General features: G+C 58.2%; 13 protein-coding genes and 1 other annotated feature. Of the genes, 3 read left to right on the top strand and 10 right to left on the bottom strand.

All coding sequences use genetic code 11. The annotated features are described in order from the left end of the window. Positions 1 to 11: 11 nt before the first annotated feature. The 4 genes from ACESLM_RS08230 to ACESLM_RS08215 form a co-directional block, all read right to left on the bottom strand. Positions 12 to 1,163, bottom strand: coding sequence for a HesA/MoeB/ThiF family protein (locus tag ACESLM_RS08230; RefSeq protein WP_372631072.1), 1,152 nt, complete (start codon positions 1,161 to 1,163; stop codon positions 12 to 14). Positions 1,164 to 1,385: 222 nt separating this feature from the next. After that, on the bottom strand, positions 1,386 to 1,973 hold the full coding sequence (locus tag ACESLM_RS08225; RefSeq protein WP_372631071.1) for a response regulator transcription factor: 588 nt from the start codon (positions 1,971 to 1,973) through the stop codon (positions 1,386 to 1,388). A 400-nt stretch (positions 1,974 to 2,373) separates the two neighbouring features. Next, complete coding sequence (locus ACESLM_RS08220; RefSeq protein WP_372631070.1) at positions 2,374 to 3,906, bottom strand: 2-isopropylmalate synthase; 1,533 nt, start codon at positions 3,904 to 3,906, stop codon at positions 2,374 to 2,376. Between the two features lie 94 nt (positions 3,907 to 4,000). Continuing rightward, positions 4,001 to 4,237, bottom strand: a binding site (T-box leader). Between the two features lie 74 nt (positions 4,238 to 4,311). Then, positions 4,312 to 5,373 (bottom strand): AraC family transcriptional regulator, encoded by a 1,062-nt coding sequence (locus ACESLM_RS08215; protein WP_372631069.1) that lies wholly within the window; start codon positions 5,371 to 5,373, stop codon positions 4,312 to 4,314. Positions 5,374 to 5,538: 165 nt separating this feature from the next. On the opposite strand from ACESLM_RS08215, the gene ACESLM_RS08210 reads away from it, so the two are divergent. Continuing rightward, positions 5,539 to 6,120: an NAD(P)H-dependent oxidoreductase gene (locus tag ACESLM_RS08210; RefSeq protein WP_372631068.1), complete on the top strand. Its 582-nt coding sequence runs from the start codon at positions 5,539 to 5,541 to the stop codon at positions 6,118 to 6,120. Positions 6,121 to 6,168: 48 nt separating this feature from the next. On the opposite strand, the gene ACESLM_RS08205 is transcribed toward ACESLM_RS08210, so the two are convergent. The 5 genes from ACESLM_RS08205 to ACESLM_RS08185 all read right to left on the bottom strand — a co-directional run bounded on the left by ACESLM_RS08205 (position 6,169) and on the right by ACESLM_RS08185 (position 12,684). Further along, positions 6,169 to 6,630 (bottom strand): DUF2269 family protein, encoded by a 462-nt coding sequence (locus tag ACESLM_RS08205; RefSeq protein WP_372631067.1) that lies wholly within the window; start codon positions 6,628 to 6,630, stop codon positions 6,169 to 6,171. A 16-nt stretch (positions 6,631 to 6,646) separates the two neighbouring features. After that, entirely contained in the window at positions 6,647 to 7,246 is a 600-nt protein-coding gene (locus tag ACESLM_RS08200) for a TetR/AcrR family transcriptional regulator (RefSeq protein WP_372631066.1), read from the bottom strand. Positions 7,247 to 7,452: 206 nt separating this feature from the next. After that, positions 7,453 to 9,153: a type 2 periplasmic-binding domain-containing protein gene (locus ACESLM_RS08195; protein WP_372631065.1), complete on the bottom strand. Its 1,701-nt coding sequence runs from the start codon at positions 9,151 to 9,153 to the stop codon at positions 7,453 to 7,455. A 101-nt stretch (positions 9,154 to 9,254) separates the two neighbouring features. Next, the gene (locus ACESLM_RS08190; RefSeq protein ID WP_372631064.1) at positions 9,255 to 10,868 is read right to left on the bottom strand and encodes a response regulator transcription factor; all 1,614 of its coding nucleotides are present in this window, start codon (positions 10,866 to 10,868) and stop codon (positions 9,255 to 9,257) included. Next, the gene (locus ACESLM_RS08185) at positions 10,849 to 12,684 is read right to left on the bottom strand and encodes a sensor histidine kinase (protein ID WP_372631063.1); all 1,836 of its coding nucleotides are present in this window, start codon (positions 12,682 to 12,684) and stop codon (positions 10,849 to 10,851) included. The genes ACESLM_RS08190 and ACESLM_RS08185 overlap by 20 nt, the downstream gene beginning before the upstream one ends. Before the next feature lie 144 nt (positions 12,685 to 12,828). Here ACESLM_RS08185 and ACESLM_RS08180 point away from each other — a divergent pair, with 144 nt between their 5' ends. After that, complete coding sequence (locus tag ACESLM_RS08180) at positions 12,829 to 13,782, top strand: ABC transporter permease (protein WP_372631062.1); 954 nt, start codon at positions 12,829 to 12,831, stop codon at positions 13,780 to 13,782. A gap of 18 nt (positions 13,783 to 13,800) precedes the next feature. Next, the gene (locus tag ACESLM_RS08175) at positions 13,801 to 14,673 is read left to right on the top strand and encodes a carbohydrate ABC transporter permease (RefSeq protein ID WP_372631061.1); all 873 of its coding nucleotides are present in this window, start codon (positions 13,801 to 13,803) and stop codon (positions 14,671 to 14,673) included. 290 nt (positions 14,674 to 14,963) lie between these two features. Here the strand turns inward: ACESLM_RS08175 and ACESLM_RS08170 are convergent, their stop codons facing one another. Then, complete coding sequence (locus tag ACESLM_RS08170) at positions 14,964 to 17,147, bottom strand: glycoside hydrolase family 3 N-terminal domain-containing protein (protein ID WP_372631060.1); 2,184 nt, start codon at positions 17,145 to 17,147, stop codon at positions 14,964 to 14,966. Positions 17,148 to 17,304 lie beyond the last annotated feature (157 nt).

Raw genomic sequence — 17,304 nt, 5'->3', positions numbered from 1 at the left:
CCTATCCCTCCTCATCCGGCCGGAACGCCGGATTCCGCCAAGGCGAACAGCATCTCCATCGGTACGGGCTCCGGACCTTCCGGCGGCCTTTCCCGTCCGCAGGTCGGACAATTGTCCGCCTTCGGAATGTTCCGATGGGAGACGCTCATCCCCTGAAAATCGATCAGTCCGAACGGCATCGGAAACGGCTCCCCATAGCCCGTCAGCCGCTTCGCGATCTCGGAAGCGATCAGCGATGTAATGACGGCAACGTTCGGAGCGAAGCCGGGATTGCCGAAATCGGCGTCCGGCTCCGCCCGGTTCCACTTGCGCTTCGTCGTCTCCAGCAGTTCCGGCTCCGAGCGCATGATGTGCAGCAACCGGCAGTCGGTGCAGCCGCTTTCGATCGGATCGACGCGATAATAGAAGCCGAGCTTGTTGCCGATCGACACGTAATAAGCGGGAATATTCAAATGCAGGCAAGCGGAATTGACGTATCGCGATCCGAGCAAGGGAGGCGTATCGATCGCTCCGACCACGAAATCCGCTCCGGATATCGCCTGCAGCAGCGAGGACGCGCTGTCGACCTTGAGCTGCACGGCTTCCACCCGGATATCCCCGTTAAGCTCCTCCAGACGGCGCTTCAGCGCGACCGTCTTATACTCTCCGACGTCCTTCTCCGTATAGAAAAATTGCCGGTTCAAATTGTTCAGTTCGACCCGGTCGCAGTCGACGCCGACGATCGTGCCGACGCCCATCGCCGCCAGCCATGCCGCGATGATGCTGCCTCCGCCGAGCCCGACGACCGCGACCTTAGCGTTCTTCAGCTTGACCTGACAGTCGTATCGGCTGTTCATCAAGCTTTCGTGCAGAGAGAAGTAGGTCAAATTGTTTTTGTACCGGACCAACTCCCGCTCCGTAAGGCCCGGCGGCTCGGTCGACTCGGCTTCGAGCAGCCGGTACCTGTCGAACAGCGCGACCGCGTCCTCGGTGTCCCCGAGCGTCAGGCCCGTCTCTTGGGACAACTCGACGATCGTCCGGGTTCCGTCGAGCAGCCGGACGAAGCTATGAACGGTCCCTTCGGGATCGGGAATTTCCAGCGACGCCCGTTCCATCTTGAACCGAATGACTCCGTCCCCGAGGCTCATCACGTGCCGGCAATACGGTTTCAATTTTGGCTTCATACTCGGTATGCTCCGCCTCCTGGTTAAGGGAAAGGCCGTACGCACGCGTACGGCCCCGCCGTTCATCGATTAAGCTCTGAAGTCGAGCAGTTCCGGGTCCGCATGGATCGCGGTCGGCGTCAGGTTTTCCACTTCGCGGATGACGATTTTCATTGCATTCACCTCCTCTTCACATCTTGGATTATAGGTCCGCCGGCGTAATTCGGGGAGGATGAAAATCAATCACCCCCAGGTCGGGAGCTTCTCGCGAATGCTCCTCATCTGCGTCTTGATCGTGTTCTCGGACTTGAACAGCCGGTCGGCAATCTGTCTTTTGCTGAAGCCTTTGCATTTCAGCCGGTAGACTTCCCTCTCCATCGGGGTCAGCGTCATCAGCTTCAATTCCTCGCGCACGATTTCGGCGGCGTCCGGATGGATCGCAGATCGGCCCGCATGCGCATCCCGGATCGCCTTCGCGATGTCGCCGGTCTTCGACCGGTCCAGAGCGTTCACCGCGCCGTTCAGAAAAGCATTCAAAATCGCCTCCCGGTCGGTGTTCGACACGAGCATGATCGTCTTCAGCCTGCCCCTCCTCCCGATCCCCATCTCGCGCACGGCGCGCGCTCGTTGCTCCTCTCCGGCGGACACTCCAGCATCCACCAGCACGATGTCCATCGCTTCGTCATTGACCTCCTTTATCGCCTCTTCCACCGTCGGGGCCGTCCCGATCACCTCGATATCGGACTCCCTCTCCAACTCCTCCGTCAGCTTCCGCCGCCATTGCCGATCCTCTCCCGCCAACGCCACCAGCAGAACTCTGATTTTCCGCAACGCATTTCCCTCCAATCCGTTGTCGGCTCTATCTTAAAACAGCCCAATAATTTCCAACAAGTGACAAGAGGTCATCATTTTGCTCCCCCCAGTCATATGACCTTCATGACGAATGCGGGTGTTCCGGAGCTTCGCGGAATCCTGCGCGACTTGCTTATGCATCCAGACCCCCGCCACATGCGTCGAACGTAACGGAAGATCGTCGAATAAACTCGCCTATACCCGGGAAGTTCGCGCTATCGGTCATATGTGACCCGAAAAATAAAAAAAGACGTTTCGGCAAGGGTCAGTCCCCGCTCAAAACGTCTCGACATCGAATATGGATCGCTCTCTGCCGCCGATTCGCGCCCGCTCTCCGGACGGCCGGGCCGGTTCTTCCGCGAAATCGTCAGCTCCGCTGCTATTCTTTGGCGTTGTCCAGCAAGATCGCGTTGACGGCGTTCAGGAACGCGTTGGCGCTCGCCTTCACGATGTCGGTGTCCATCGCCCTGCCCGTATACGTCTTGCCTTCGCAGGAGACGCGAAGGTTCACCCGTCCGACCGCCTCCTTGCCTCTGGACAGGCTGCTGATCTTGTAATCGTTCAGCTCGACCTCCAAGCCGACGAGCGACTTGATGACGCCGTACAGCGCGTCGATCGGGCCGTCGCCGACCGCGCTGCCCTTGACGATCTCCGCTCCTCGCTTCAATTGCACCGAAGCGGTCGGGAACGTATCGTTGCTGACGACCTGGAACGAATCGAGCGCGTACAGCTGCATCTCTCCGTTGTCGACCTCGCGATGATCCGCCACCAGGTAGAAGACGTCGTGGTCGTACACTTCCTTCTTCGCGTCGGCGAGCGCCAGGAACTTCGCGAACAGCGCTTCGAACGCTTCGCCTTCTCCCGGATCGAAGCCCATCTTCTCGACCGCGTTGCGGAACGCGTGGCGGCCGGACCTCGCGGTCAGAATCATCTCCATCTTCTCCGCGCCCACATCCTCGGGAGACATGATCTCGTAGACGTTCTTATCCTTGAGCAAGCCGTCCTGGTGAATGCCGGAGGAATGCGCGAACGCGTTCTCGCCGGTGATCGCCTTGTTGACTTGCACGTCCAATCCCGTCAGATGGCTGACGAGACGGGAAGACTTGAGCAGTTCCTGCGTCCGGATGTCCGTGTAACCGCCATAGAAGCTTTCCCGGACTTTAAGCGCCATGACGACCTCCTCCAGGGAAGTGTTGCCCGCGCGTTCGCCCAGTCCGTTGATCGTTACCTCGACTTTGTCGGCGCCATTGCGGATCGCGCTCAGCGTGTTCGCCGTCGCCATCCCGAGGTCGTTATGGCAGTGAACGCTCAAGACGACGCGGTCGTCCAGGTTTTTGAGCCGATCGTTCAGCTTGCGGATCAACTCGCCGTATTCTTCGGGAACCGCGAAGCCGACCGTGTCGGGAACGTTGATCATCGTCGCCCCCGCCTTGACGACCGCTTCGATCGTCGACCACAAATACTCGAAGTCGGAGCGCGATGCGTCCTCCGTCGAATACTGCACGTTCGGCAGCAGCGTCTTCGCGTATTTCACCGCATCGACGCCCATCTGCAGCACCGCGTCCTTCGAACGGTTGAACTTCTTCTCGACGTGTACGTTCGACGTGCCGAGCACGATATGGATAAGCGGATTTTGCGCCAGCTTGATGCTCTCGTAGACGGCGTCGATGTCCTTCTGCACGGCGCGGGCGAGCGCCGTAATCGATACGGTATCTCCCACGGCGCGCACGATTTCCTGCACGGCATGAAAGTCCCCTTGCGAAGACGCCGGGAACCCGGCCTCGATGATGTCGACGTTCAGCCGCTTGAGCTGCTTGGCGATTTCCAGCTTCTGATATACGTTTAATTTGGCGCCCGGCACCTGTTCTCCGTCGCGCAAAGTCGTGTCCAGTACGATGATTTTTCTGCTCATGTTCGTTTCCTCCCGTAAGTCGATATTTCGCGATCTATGTGAAGCGAGGCTGGACGGACCCGGAATCCGGCCAACAAAAAAACCCCGTCTCTGCTATAGAGACGAGGTTGAACTCGCGGTACCACTCTAATTCGTTTTCCGCCTGCGGAAAACAATCTTATTCGATGGCCATCACCATCTATCCCTGTAACGGTGGAATTCCGTCTTGCCCTACGTTGTCGGGCAAGCTGTTCATAGACGAGTTCGGAATGGACGACGCTGCCGTTTCGCACCAACCAACGGCTCTCTGAAAGGTCATGTCATTCGTACTATTTCTAATCGCAACATTTGAGTATTGAAGTTATTGGCTATTATAGGATGTCGGAACGGAGATGTCAACACCGTTATTCTGCCCATTTTTTAAAACTAAGCCTCTTTCGTCGCCGGCTTCTCGCGTCTTCTTCCGGAATGCGCTCCGGACCGAAACTGCACGGGCGTCACTCCGGCCCACTTCTTGAAGGCGTTCTGAAACGCGCTCGGCTCCGAATAATGCAGCAGATAGGCGATCTCCGACACCGAATGCTCCGAACGGCTCAAGTAGCCCTTGGCCAGCTCCATCCGTACGCTCGCGCACAGCCCGTTGAAGGAGGCGTTCTCCTCCTTGAGCTTCGCCTGCAGCGTTCTCGTGCTCATCCCGAAATGCAGGGCGGTCTGCCGCAGCGTCGGGAAGGCGATCGGCAGTCGCTGCATCAGCCATTGGAAGACGCCGTCCGACAATGTCTTGCCTCGCATCAGCCGCTCCATCGTCTCGACCGCGATCGCTTCGAACGACGACCTCAACCGGGCGTCGGAGTATAAGATCGGGGCGTCCAGCACCTCCCTGTCCATTCGGAAAAACGTTTCCTCGCCGCCGAAGCGCGGCTCGATTCCGAAGACGGACACATAGGGAGCGACGTCGTACGACGCATCGTGCGAAGGCGCATCATGCGAAAATTGAAGCTGATGCAGCGGAACCGATCGATTAGCGAATTTGCATATAAGCTGGTAAAGCGAGCTCGCCATGTCCTCCATACAGTGCCGGGACATCCGCGTCGCCGGATTCAAGGGGTACAAGCGAATCACAGCGTCCCCCCCTTCGTTCTCCCACGCGAGATTAAAGCCGCTGCACAAAATTACGTTAAATCTCCGGTAAGCATCCAGCGCATCCGCGATCGTCTCCGAGTGCATCATCACGTACCCGAGAATGCCCATATCGGCCACGTCGGTCATCTGTCCTTGGTTCAGGCCGAAATAAGCGTCGTCCATATACGCCGCAGCGGCATTCATCAGCCGTTCCAGTTCCCCAGCGGAAATTCTCGCTTCCGGGTCCCGCAGCAGCGCCCCGTCGAAAGCGGCAGACTCGCAAAACCGCTCCGTATCGAAGCCTTTGCGGACGAGCGTCTTCATAATCGGATATACCATCGTCACGGCCATTCCCTGTTCGTTCACGCGCCGACCTCCCTTGCGCGATTCAGCAGATTTCCTGCGCGTCGCATCATAGTCGACTCCCGCGGTTCGTCGTATGCTGAATACAGTTCTTACCCGCTATCCTAACACAAATACCGGGAAAAGGAATCCCGCAACGGTCCCCTTCCCGATACGGAGGTCATCGCCATGAGCAAAAAAATTCTCGTCATTACCGGCCACCCGAATCCCGAAAGCTTCTGTTCCGCCCTGTCCCAAGCCTATGCGGAAGGCGCTTCCGGCTCCCGTGCCAGCGTGCGGCTGATCGATCTCAGCCGAATTTCGTTCGATCAGAATCTAAGGCACGGCTATCGCCGAAGAACCGAGCTCGAGCCCGAGCTCGTCGAAGCCCAGGAAGCGATCCGCTGGGCCGATCACCTCGTCTTCGTCTATCCGACTTGGTGGGGCGCGATGCCGGCCATTCTGAAAGGCTTCTTCGACCGCGTATTCCTGCCCGGCTTCGCCTTCAAGTACAGGGACAATTCGTCGCTGTGGGATAAGCTGCTCACGGGCAAAACGGCGCGCCTCATCGTCACGATGGACACGCCGTCCTGGTACAACCGTTTGATTTACAGACGGGCCGGCCACGGCGTCATGAAGCGCAACATCCTGCAGTTTTGCGGCATCAAGCCGGTACGCGTTACCGAGATTACCCCGATCAAAGACTCCACGGACGCGCGGCGAGCCAAATGGCTGGAACAAGCGAGAAAACTCGGCGCGGCCCAGGCCTAGGGCGTGTATGCATACTCCGAGGAAAGCAGATATGGCCGAATACACGCCCTAGAACGGCTTGGCGATCATAAGCGCGAGAACGGCGATCGGCAGCAAGGTCGCGGCTACTCCGAAGACGGCCCATAGCCGCGACGCTCGCCGGTACTCCGCGATTAAGCTTCCTCCGGCGACCGATGCGGCGCTGTGACGGATCATCGCCCGCTGCAGCGGGATCAGCACCGCTCCCCAGATGAGGCCGGTCGCTCCGAAGACGGCGAGCGATACCGTCAGCCAATTGCTCTCGTTCATCGGAATGCCGGCTTTGTGCGCCATCGCGATGCCGGACACCGTAACGAGGACGATGCCAGGCAGCGTAAAGACGAAGTCGGCCAACATAACGCTCTTCGCGGCATCGTGGACGACGATCGGATTCCCTCCGAGATCGGCCCGTACTTTCCAGAAAGCGGCCGTGACGATGTTGCCGACGAACAGAACAACTCCGATAAGGTGAAGCGTTAGCCACAAATTCATCGGTTACCCTCTCCTTTTAACGAGTATGAGACTGAAGCAGGCTGCGAATGAGCCCGGTAAAATCCGAAGCGGCGAAGTCGGCGGATACGCCGGGAATGGACGAGCGCACGCGCAGTCCGAGCGAGATCAGCACGAATAAATCGCCCATTTTCCCCGCGTCCACGGTGTCCGGAATGACGCCGTGCCGCTGCCCGGATTCGATCCATTGCCTGGAAAACCGCGCGGTCTGCTCGTAGTAGCGTCCCAGCGCTTCCCCGACGGCGGGGTCCTCGTCCTTGCCCAGCAAGTAAGCGAGCACCTTGTTCGTCACGTCCTGTCCGTCCTCCAGCGCGGCGAAGTCTTCGGCGATCTTGCCCAACGGTCCTTCGAACGTCTTCGCTTCGCGCTCCGTCTCCGCCGTAAACCGCTTGTCGGTCTCCTCCAGCCGCTCGTGCAGCACCCAGGCGAAAATCTCGTCCTTGCTTCTGACATGGTGAAAAATCGCTCCCTTGGACAGCCTCGACCGGTCCATAATGTCGTTCATCGTAATGGAGGCGCAGCCTTTTTCCCGAATGAGCTCCTTCGTCGCGTCGAGCAGCCGGCCGATCGTCATCTGCTTGCGTTCCTCTTGCTTCACGTGCATCTTCCCCCTCTCTTTGATTTCATTTTACAAACAGACCATCGGTTTGTAAACAGAGGAATCCGACGACGACCCTATGACGTCTGTCGGACTCGAACCGATCAGCCGGCTTTCCGTACGTTGAGCCCGTCGCCTGCCTGCCGAAAAAGCCCATCCCGCTTCCTTCCGGAGCGATGATGGGGCTTCTCGATAGAGCTATCGGTTTACTGCTGCGACACGGATTTGAACCAATCGTTGACTTCCTGCGTCACCTGATCGCCGCCGTTCGCTTTCCAACTGGCGACGAAGTCGTCGAACGCGTCTACCGGAAGCTTGCCGTAGATGATTTTGTTGAACGTCTCCAGCTCGGATTGACGAAGCAGGTTCCATTTCGAGATCATCGTCGGCGTAGCCGCGCCGGTGAAGTAGTTCTGCTTGCGGATGTCCATCTGCGACATGACGACCTTCGCGGCGTACCAGTTTTCCGGCTTGCGGAACGTGGCGAGCTGCTTCTCGTAAGGCGTCTCCGGCGCGCCGCCGTCCGCGAGCTTGACGAGGGATTTCATGTACAGGTCCGGAATGCGCGCCGGTCCCGTAATGTATGGGAACTTGTCGAAGAAATCCTTGATCTTGTCCTTGTCGTTCGTCGGCTGTCCGTCGATGATATCCCAGTCGTAGCCTTGGGCGAAGCCGTACTCGTACGGGCTGCCGACTTGAGGGTTGGCCAGGTTGTCGAGCAGATAGTTGTAATACAAAATAATCGCTTCAGGATGCTTGGCGTCCTTGTTGATCATGAAGCTGCTGTTGACGCCGGAGTTTTGCCATTTCGTGCCCATATGGCCGTCCGGGCCGGCAGGCACCGGATACGCCTTGTATTTCGAGCCCGGGACGTTCTTCAGCAAATCCGGAGCCGGCCAGTCCGGAACCCAGTTCGCGCCCGGCAGTACGCCCGCGTTGCCCTTCGTCCAGATTTCGGCCGATTTGCCTTCGTCCCACAGCGCCGAGTCCGGATGAATGTAGCCTTTGTCCATCCACTCCTGCAGCTTGGAGAGCGCCTGCTTCGCGCCCGGGTTGACGGAGCCGTATTCGAGATTGCCGCTCGCGTCTTTGTTCCACTGCTCCTGCACGGTGCCGTATGCGCCGAACATCCAGTCGAGTCCGCCCATCCACGTGTTCGTGTTGTTTTTCAGGGAGATCGCCAGCGGATAGACGTCCTTCGGAGCCAGGCCGTCCGGATTCTCGTTCTTGAACTTGTCCAGGATGATCTCCAGATCGGCGATCGTCTTCGGAGCTTCAAGCTGGAGCTTCTCCATCCAGTCTTCGCGGAGCCAGAGAATGGTGTCGTCGTTGTCCGTGTACTCCATGATCGGCAGGTTCCATTTCTTGCCGTCCTTCGTGAACGGATACCACAGCTCGGGATGCTCCTGGGCGTGGCCCTTCCAGAGGTCGTTCGCATACTTGTCGAACAGTTCGTCGATCGGCATGAATTGCCCGGAATCGATCAATTGGTTCGTCAGGACGGCGTCCGTAGGCACCATGACGAAGTCGGGAAGCTTCTCTCCGGAAGTGAGCGCGAGCTGAAGCTGCTGCTTGTACTGATCGCTGCCGGCCGGATACCATGTATCCTTGTGCTTGATTCCGAGCGTTTCGAGCATCCATCTGTCGTGGACGTTGTTTTCCTTCGTTTCGCCTTTCGTGTACTCCTTAGGCATAATAATCGTGCTGATCTCGATCGGCGGATCGTATTTGCCTCTTTCGAACGCGAGATCCGCTTCCGACTTCGATTCGGACGCCGATGCCGAAGCGCTGGGGCTTGCCGATCCGGTCGCGGCCGCGTTGCCGCCGTTATCCGCGTTGTTGCTGCAAGCCGATACGACCAGCGTCGCGCCTACGAGCGGCAGCCACAGCTTTCTGAATTGACTCATGTTTGCTTATCCCCCTACGTTGTAAGATTGTCACATGAGTAACTGTACCAACGGCGCATGACGGTCATCTATAGGATTTTGTTAGTTTCGATAGGAGTCTGTCATGTTGTTGCATTGCCGTCCCGATATTCCTGCGGCGTCACTCCGTACTGGCGCTTGAACACTTTGATAAAATAGGCCGGATCGAGGTATCCGATCTCCGAGCTGATCTCGTAAATCTTTTTGTCGGTCGTCTTCAGCCTGTGGCAGGCCGTTTCCATCCGCAGCCGGGAGACGTAGTCGCTCACGCCTTCCCCGGTCTCTATTTTGTAAAGTTTCGACAAATGCGTCGGATGCAGGTTGACGTGATCCGCCAGCGCCCGCAGCGAAACGTCCAGGTGCAGATTGCTCTCCACAAATTCCTGGATCTTCTTCACGTATACGGAGCGAATGTCCTTCACTTCGCTCGACACGCTTTCCTTCAGCTTGCCCAAGGCGCCGAGCGACCAGTTGCGCAGCTTGCCGATCGAGGAGAAAGCTTCCCCGTTTTGCAGCGGCTCGATATCGTCGCCGATCAAGGAGGCGAGCGTTTGGCCGTTGCGATGGGCGTAATGGGCGAACGAAGAGGCGACAACGTAACCCGCCTCCAAGCAATGCTCCCACGACTCGGAGCCCTTCTCGTCCAGCTCCGCGCAGATGTCGAGCAGCTTCCGCTCGGCGGCGTCCCAGCGCCCGGCCTCCAGCAGGTTGCCGAGACCGGGCGGCGCATGCAGCACGTCCAGCGATTCCTGCGAGACGCCGCGCTGCAAGTCGCCAGCCCGCATGACGAATTCCCGTTCGTCGCCGACGATCTGCCGGAAGTAGGCCAGCGCGTGGCGATACCGCTCCGCGACCTTATCGGGGAATGTGAACGTCTCCGTCGTGACGATCGACAGCGAGCCCTTCAGAAATTGCTTCACCTTCGCCTGAAGCTGCATGGACAGCTTCTCCAGCAGCATGTCCGTCCCGATCTCGGGCCCGTCCCCGAATTGCAGCAGGAAGGCCAGATAGCCGTGCTCCTCCTTCACTCCCCACACGTTCGCGTATTCGCCGAATATTTCCTCGGCAATGTTGATAATCGCGTACTCCAGAAGCTGCTGTCCGTTGTTCCATGTTCGTCCGAATTCTTCCTCCAGGCGGACGAGCAGCAGCGCACTCTCTCCGCGGCGGAACGGCAGGCCGTAGCTCTCCAGCTTACGGCTCCACTCCTCTTCCGGCAAGCGTTCGCCGCGCAGCGCGTTCAGCAGCAGCTGCCCCCGCAGCAGCGGCAGATTTTCGCGCAGCGTATATTCCGTGCGCTCGCGGGAGCTGACGTTTTCCCATTCCGCCTTGAGCTGGGAGACGGCGGCGCGCACCGCCTCCATCAGCTCCGCGTCGGTCGGCGGCTTGAGCAAATAGTCGACCGCCTGATTGCGAAGCGCCTCCTGCGCGTATTCGAAGTCGGAATGGCCCGACAGAATAATGCACTTGATCCGCTTGTCGCGCTCGCGAATTTGCTCGATCAGCTCGATCCCCGTCATCTCGGGCATCAGAATGTCGGAGATGACGAGGTCGATCGGATAAGTCTCTATGATGCGCAGCGCCTCCTGCGCGGAATACGCCTTGTGTACCTGCTCAATGCCAAGCTCGTGCCATGGCTTGGTCGTCGATAGGTTGTCCACCCAATGGGCTTCGTCGTCAACGATGATCATTTGCATCTGTCCGGTCTCCTTCTTTGTGGTCTTTCGGACTTCGTTCCGCCGTCTGAACGGGCTCCCGGATTTCCCATACGATTTCCGTCCGGAGCCCTCCCAGCTCCGAGCCGGAAAAACGCAGTCCCGACTTCTCCCCGAATTGCGTAACGAGCCTCTGGCTCGTGTTCCAGAAGCCGTAGCCCATGTCGTCCTGCAGCGGCTCTTTCATTTTGCGGTTCAACGACTCCAACTGCTCTTCGTTTAGACCCGGTCCGTCGTCATCCACGCAGATGCGGCACAGTCCATCCTTCGTCTCCCCGACAATGTGTATTTCTCCCGACGAATACGACTTGCCGACGCCGTGAATGACGGCGTTCTCGACGATAGGCTGGAGCAGCAGTCGCGGCACTTGCTGCCGTTGCATCTCCTCGGGGATGTCGATCGAATAGTGAATCCGGCCGTTGCGAAGCTTCTGGATGTCCAGATAGTTGACGATCAACCGAATCTCGTCGCCCAGCGACGCCGTCGGCCGCTCCATGCGCGTGATATAGCGATAATACGCGCTAAGATTGTGTCCCATGGAGACGACGGCTTCCTCGTCCTTCATCTGGGCCATATTGATCATGTAGCCAATGCAGTTGTACAGAAAATGCGGATTGATCTGCGCCTGGAGCTGTTTTAACGTCGCTTCCCGCGCCCTCAGCTTCTCGTTCAGCACGTTCTCGATCAGGCTCTGGATCTGCCGCGACATGTCGTTGAAGCGATAGAACAGGAACGCGAACTCGTTGTTCGCATTGGCGTCGATGCGCACCGAGAAGTCCCCCCGCTGCACGCTCTGAAGTCCCCGGATCAGCTTGCGGATCGGACGCTGCACGTTGCGGTAGATAAGCACGGAAGCGGAAATGCCGACGACCGACAGCAGCACCATCGTCAAATAAAACATATTGAGGCTGTACGAGATCGGACCGAGAATCTGATCGACCGGCACGGCGTCCACCAGATGCCAACCCAGCTGCGGCGACAGCACGGCGCTGATCAGGTAGCTTTTGCCCTGCAGCTTGACGACCTGCTGCATCGTCTCCTTCAGCTCCGTTCCGTCGAGGTAACGGACCAGTTCGTCCGTCAACTGCGCGGAAGCGCTCCGGTTCGCGATCGGCTTGTCGCCGCGGTGGTAGAAGATCGGATCGCCCCGTCCGCCTGCCTTGTACGAATCCAGCATGTTCTGAATATTGTCGTGCTTAAATCGGGCCTCCACGACCAGGTTGCTTCCCATCAGCACGTTCTGCTGGCCGAAAGAGTCGGTGTAAAACCAATGAAAAGCCGGCTGCTGCCCGGGCGCGGGCTCGGTGCCGTCCCCGTAGGACCATTTGCCGGTGACGTTGCGCTTCAAGTAATCCTCGTCGTAGGCCGCCCCGTCCTCGCTCGCGTTCGAGATCGCTTCCTGGTTAAGCTGCGAGTACACCGTGAACCTCACCGGCCAAATGTTCATGATCCCGGATTGCAGCGCCATTTTCTCCTGAATGACGTACCTCGTCTGCATTTTGTCGTAGCGGTCGTCCCAAATGTTCAAGCCGTTGAACTTGCGCACGTTCGGGTCGCGGGAGAACGTGACGACGAAGTCCATCGTCTGGTTGATCCGCGAATCGATCTGGCCGGACAGGAACGACAGCTGCCGGATGTTCGACGCCTTAAGCTCCTTGTCGACGACGTCTGTCGCCACCTGATTCGAATACGTATACAGCGCCAATATCGGGATGAACAGCAGCGCGATCAGTCCGTTCATTTTCGCGAACAGGCTTGATTTTTTCGTGACGTAATTCATGCTCTTGCCCAGCTTCATATCCGATCCCCCCGACTCATGACCCTAACAAAACCCTATCGATCCTAACATTGTCCTATAGTTCGATGCTTACACGCGTTGTTACTATGATATAGCAGGCCTTCGCCTGAACTACAATGGGATTTTATGGAACGGGAGAGAGCTATGAACGATACGACTATGCCGAATGCGAAACTGACTAAAGCCCCCGGAACGCGCAAGAGAAAAGGTTATCGGATTCCGTGGACGCTGCACCTGATGGTACTTCCGGCCGTCGTGCTCGTATTCGTTTTTTCCTACCTGCCGATGTCCGGCATTATTATCGCCTTCCAGGACTACAAAGCGGCGCTCGGCATTACCGGCTCCCCTTGGGTCGGCTTGAAGCACTTCCACTACATGTTCGAGAACGAGTACTTCGTGAAAATCATCGGCAACACGCTGTTATTCGCCTGCTCCAAGGTCGTCCTGAACCTGATCATTCCGTTCACTTTCGCGCTGCTGCTGAACGAGATCCGGCATATGGGCTACAAGCGGGCGATCCAGACTCTCGTCTACTTGCCCCATTTTCTGTCGTGGGTCATTCTCTCCGGCATTCTGATCGACTTGCTGTCCCAGACCGGAATCGTGAACCAGTTTCTGATGAATCTGTTCGGCTTGGAAAAGCCGATCTTCTTCCTCGGGGACGGCACTTGGTTCCGGCTTACGATTATTTTCAGCGACGTGTGGAAGGAATTCGGCTTTAATACGATCATCTTCCTGGCCGCGCTCGCCGGCATCAATCCGTCGCTCTACGAAGCGGCCGAGGTGGACGGAGCCGGACGCTTCAAGCAAACGATGTACGTGACAATCCCGTCGCTCATTCCGATCCTGATCGTCGTAGCGACGCTGGCGCTGGGCAACGTGCTGAACGCCAACTTCGACCAAGTGTTCAACCTGTACAGTCCGATGATCTATCAGCAAGGCGATATCATCGACACATTCGTGTACCGGGAAGGCCTTCTGAGCGGCCAATTCAGCTTCGCGACGGCCGTCAGCCTGTTCAAATCGGTGATCAGCTTGATCTTGATCGTCATTTCGTACCGATTGGCCTACAAGCTTGCCGGATACAGAATATTCTAGGAAGGATGATGATATCGCATGTATCATAAAACATTGCCATACCGGATATTCAGCGTCTTCAACTACGCGCTGCTTGGCGCGGTCTCTATTCTTTGCTTGCTGCCGATGTATCATTTGCTCATGGTGTCGCTCAGCTCGACGGCTCCCGCCAACGCGGGGCTCGTGTCGTTTTGGCCGATCGGCTTCACGCTGGAAGCCTACGCCCGAACGTTCGACAACGTCAACTTCCTGACTTCTCTATGGGTATCCGTCAAAAGAACGGTATTCGGCACCGGGCTGGCTCTGGTCGTCAACGCCATCGCCGCTTACGCGCTGTCCAAGGACGCTCGCGTGTTCCGTGGACGGAACGTTTACCTGTGGTACTTCGTCGTCACGATGCTGTTCAGCGGCGGCTTGATTCCGAGCTACATTCTCATTCTGAAGCTCGGACTCATGAACAAGCTGATAGCGCTCATTCTGCCGGGTCTGGTGGCGGTGTACAACATCATTCTGATGCTGAACTTCTTCCGCACCGTTCCTCGCGAGTTGGAGGAAGCGGCGTTCATGGACGGCGCCGGCCACCTGCGGACGTTCTTCTCCGTGTACTTGCCGATCTCGCTGCCTTCGATCGCGACGATCGCCTTGTTCACGATGGTCGGCCACTGGAACGCCTACTTCGACGGCTTGATCTACATGAAGGGAGCCGACAACCTGCCGCTTGCCAGCTTCATGCAAACCGTCATCGTGCAAGGCAACATGACCAGCTTCGATCCCGATATGATCGCCAACATGTCCCAGCGCACGATCCGCGCCTCGCAAATCTTCATCGGCGCGCTTCCGATTCTGCTCGTCTACCCGTTCCTTCAGCGCTTCTTCGTCAAAGGAATCGTCATCGGCGCGGTCAAGGAATAGTTGCGCCGCACACTATAGCGCCGCCGGTTTAAGCGCCTCTTCGGGGGCGCTTTTTGGGCCTCCGCTCATCGCACCCGCCGCCACGCGCCAAACCTCAGGGCACTTTCTTGGCCTTAGCTAATCAAGCGCAGTCGCTGCGAAAGAGGGGCTGTCCCATATTCGATATGGAACAGCCCTGACTTCATATTAGTTGGTCGTCTTTGCAGTTTGGCGCGCTATTTCACCGAACTCCCGCGGATTTCCCGCATTTAGCGGTCCCTCGGACCGTTACCCGACGTTCCCCGGCTGGATCACTTGATCAGCCGGAAAGGAAGGGCGGAGTTAGTCTGGCTGTTGGGCCCGACGTAGGCGATGAATGCGCCGGCGTCGCTGCTGTGAGTCAGGTCGGAATGGTAGTAGCGAAGCTGCGGCTCCTCGAGCGTAAACTCGATCTCGCGGCTCTCGCCGGGCTGAAGCACGACTTTGCGGAACGCCTTCAGTTCCTTCACCGGACGCACGACTTCTCCGGACAGGTCGCGGACGTATAGCTGGACCGTTTCCTCTCCGGCAACGGCTCCCTTGTTGGTAACCGTAACGGAGATGCGCAGCGGACTGTCCGGCGTCATCTCGTCCGACGATAGCCGCGCGCCGCCATACTCGAAATCCGAGTAGCTCAGACCGAAGCCGAATGGCAGCAGCGGCTCGTTCGGAATGTCCAAGTATTGCGATACGTACCGGACCTGCGCGTCCGGCGCGCCTTGCGGACGGCCCGTGTTGTAGGCGTTGTAATACACCGGCACTTGGCCGACGCTGTAAGGGAACGACATCGATAGACGTCCCGACGGATTGGCGCCCCCGAACAGCAGATCGGCCACCGCATCCCCCGCTTCGGAGCCCGGGAACCACGCTTCCAGAATCGCGTCCGCTTCGTCGTACACGCCGTGCAAATCCAGCGGGCGGCCGTTGAACAGCACGACGACGGTCGGCTTGCCGAGCGAACGGATGCGGCGAACGAGCTCAAGCTGAACTTCGGGCAGCCGAATGTCGGCCCGGCAGCCCGCTTCCCCGCTCATGTCCGAATGCTCGCCGAGCGCCAGTACGATCGTGTCGGCTGCCTGCGCCGCGGCCAAAGCCGCTTGCCACTGCTCCGCCTCGGCCGTCTCGATGCCGCAGCCTTCCACCACCAGCAGCTCCGTCTCGCCATCAAGCTTGCTCCTCATGCCGTCGGCGAGCTTGATCGCGTCCTCCTTCGAGCCCGTCCACGACCACGGCCCAAGCACGTCTCCGCTCGTCGCGAACGGACCGATCAGGGCGATTTTCCGGTTCTTGTCCAAGGGAAGCACGCCCTCGTTCTTCAAGAGCACGCAGGATTTCACCGCTAATTCTCTGGCCGCCCGGCGGTGCTCTTCACAGAAGACGATCTCGCTCTCCCGCTGCGGATCGGCCGCGCGATACGGGTAGTCGAACAAGCCGAGCTTCTTCTTCAGCGTCAAAATGCGCAGCACCGCTTCGTCGATCAGCGACTCTTCGATCTCCTTGCTCCCCACAAGCTCGGACAGATGCTTCACGTAGCAAGAGGTCATCATCTCGATGTCCACTCCCGCCTTCAGCGCCTTCAGCGCCGCTTCCCGTTCGTCCGCAGCGATGCCGTGAGCGATCAGTTCCTTCACCGCGCCCCAGTCGGAAATAAGCACGCCGTCGAAGCCCCACTCTTCCCGCAGCAGCTTGCGCATCAACTTCGCGTTGCCCGTCGCCGGAATGCCGTCGACCGTGTTGAACGAGGTCATCACCATCTCGCAGCCCTCATCCAGCGCAGCCTTGTACGCGGGCAAGTAAAATTCGCGCATCTGCCGGTCCGACAAGTCGACCGTGTTGTAATCTCGACCGGCCTCGGCCGCCCCGTATGCCGCGAAATGCTTGACGCAGGCCGCGACCCGATCCGTATCGACGGACAGATCTTCGCCTTGGAAGCCGCGCACGAACACTCGGGCGAATTCCGAATTCAGATAAGGGTCTTCCCCCGTCGACTCCATCACTCGGCCCCACCTCGGGTCGCGCACGAGATCGACCATCGGAGCGTAGGTGACGTGGACGCCCGAGACGGACGCTTCTTTGGCCGCAATCTCCGCGCTTCGCTCCGCCAGCTCCAAGTCCCATGAACAACCGATCGCCAGCGGAACCGGAAAAATCGTCTTAAACCCGTGCACGATATCGGCCATCATCAGAAGCGGAATGCCGTGGCGATTGTTTTCCATGTGCCTTCGCTGCACGTTAATCACTTCCTGCGCTCCGGCCATACCGAGCACCGAGCCGGAATTGCGAACGGTCGTCTCGTCGATGCCGAGCGACGACATCGGTCCGGTAATCAGCCCTCCGTCCTTCGCCCCTTCGTAAAAAGGCACCGCAAGCTGGATCAACTGCGCGATTTTCTCGTCCAACGTCATTTGCCCTACAAGCGCTTGTAAATCGGGTCTCTTATCGTTCCAATCCGCCATGTTTTCGCAACCTCTCCGATGTTATCGAAACGTTTCGATTCAGTTTCAATTCGATTATAAAACCGCACGAACCACCCTGTCAAACACTCAATTCGCCCTATTGAATACGATTTCTGTATCCGTTATAGTTATAATCGAAACGTTTCACCCGAAATCG

Source organism: Cohnella sp., assembly GCF_041641335.1.
Classification (GTDB): domain Bacteria; phylum Bacillota; class Bacilli; order Paenibacillales; family Paenibacillaceae; genus Cohnella.
The sequence above is the reverse complement of the archived record's forward strand: the minus strand, read 5'-3'. Positions and strand labels throughout refer to the sequence as shown.

Coding starts and splice junctions, on each gene's coding strand:
- ACESLM_RS08205 (WP_372631067.1), bottom strand. CDS start 6,630: ATGAATTTGTGGCTAACGCTTCACCTTATCGGAGTTGTTCTGTTCGTC.
- ACESLM_RS08220 (WP_372631070.1), bottom strand. CDS start 3,906: ATGAGCAGAAAAATCATCGTACTGGACACGACTTTGCGCGACGGAGAA.
- ACESLM_RS08210 (WP_372631068.1), top strand. CDS start 5,539: ATGAGCAAAAAAATTCTCGTCATTACCGGCCACCCGAATCCCGAAAGC.
- ACESLM_RS08175 (WP_372631061.1), top strand. CDS start 13,801: ATGTATCATAAAACATTGCCATACCGGATATTCAGCGTCTTCAACTAC.
- ACESLM_RS08190 (WP_372631064.1), bottom strand. CDS start 10,868: ATGCAAATGATCATCGTTGACGACGAAGCCCATTGGGTGGACAACCTA.
- ACESLM_RS08230 (WP_372631072.1), bottom strand. CDS start 1,163: ATGAAGCCAAAATTGAAACCGTATTGCCGGCACGTGATGAGCCTCGGG.
- ACESLM_RS08195 (WP_372631065.1), bottom strand. CDS start 9,153: ATGAGTCAATTCAGAAAGCTGTGGCTGCCGCTCGTAGGCGCGACGCTG.
- ACESLM_RS08180 (WP_372631062.1), top strand. CDS start 12,829: ATGAACGATACGACTATGCCGAATGCGAAACTGACTAAAGCCCCCGGA.
- ACESLM_RS08185 (WP_372631063.1), bottom strand. CDS start 12,684: ATGAAGCTGGGCAAGAGCATGAATTACGTCACGAAAAAATCAAGCCTG.
- ACESLM_RS08170 (WP_372631060.1), bottom strand. CDS start 17,147: ATGGCGGATTGGAACGATAAGAGACCCGATTTACAAGCGCTTGTAGGG.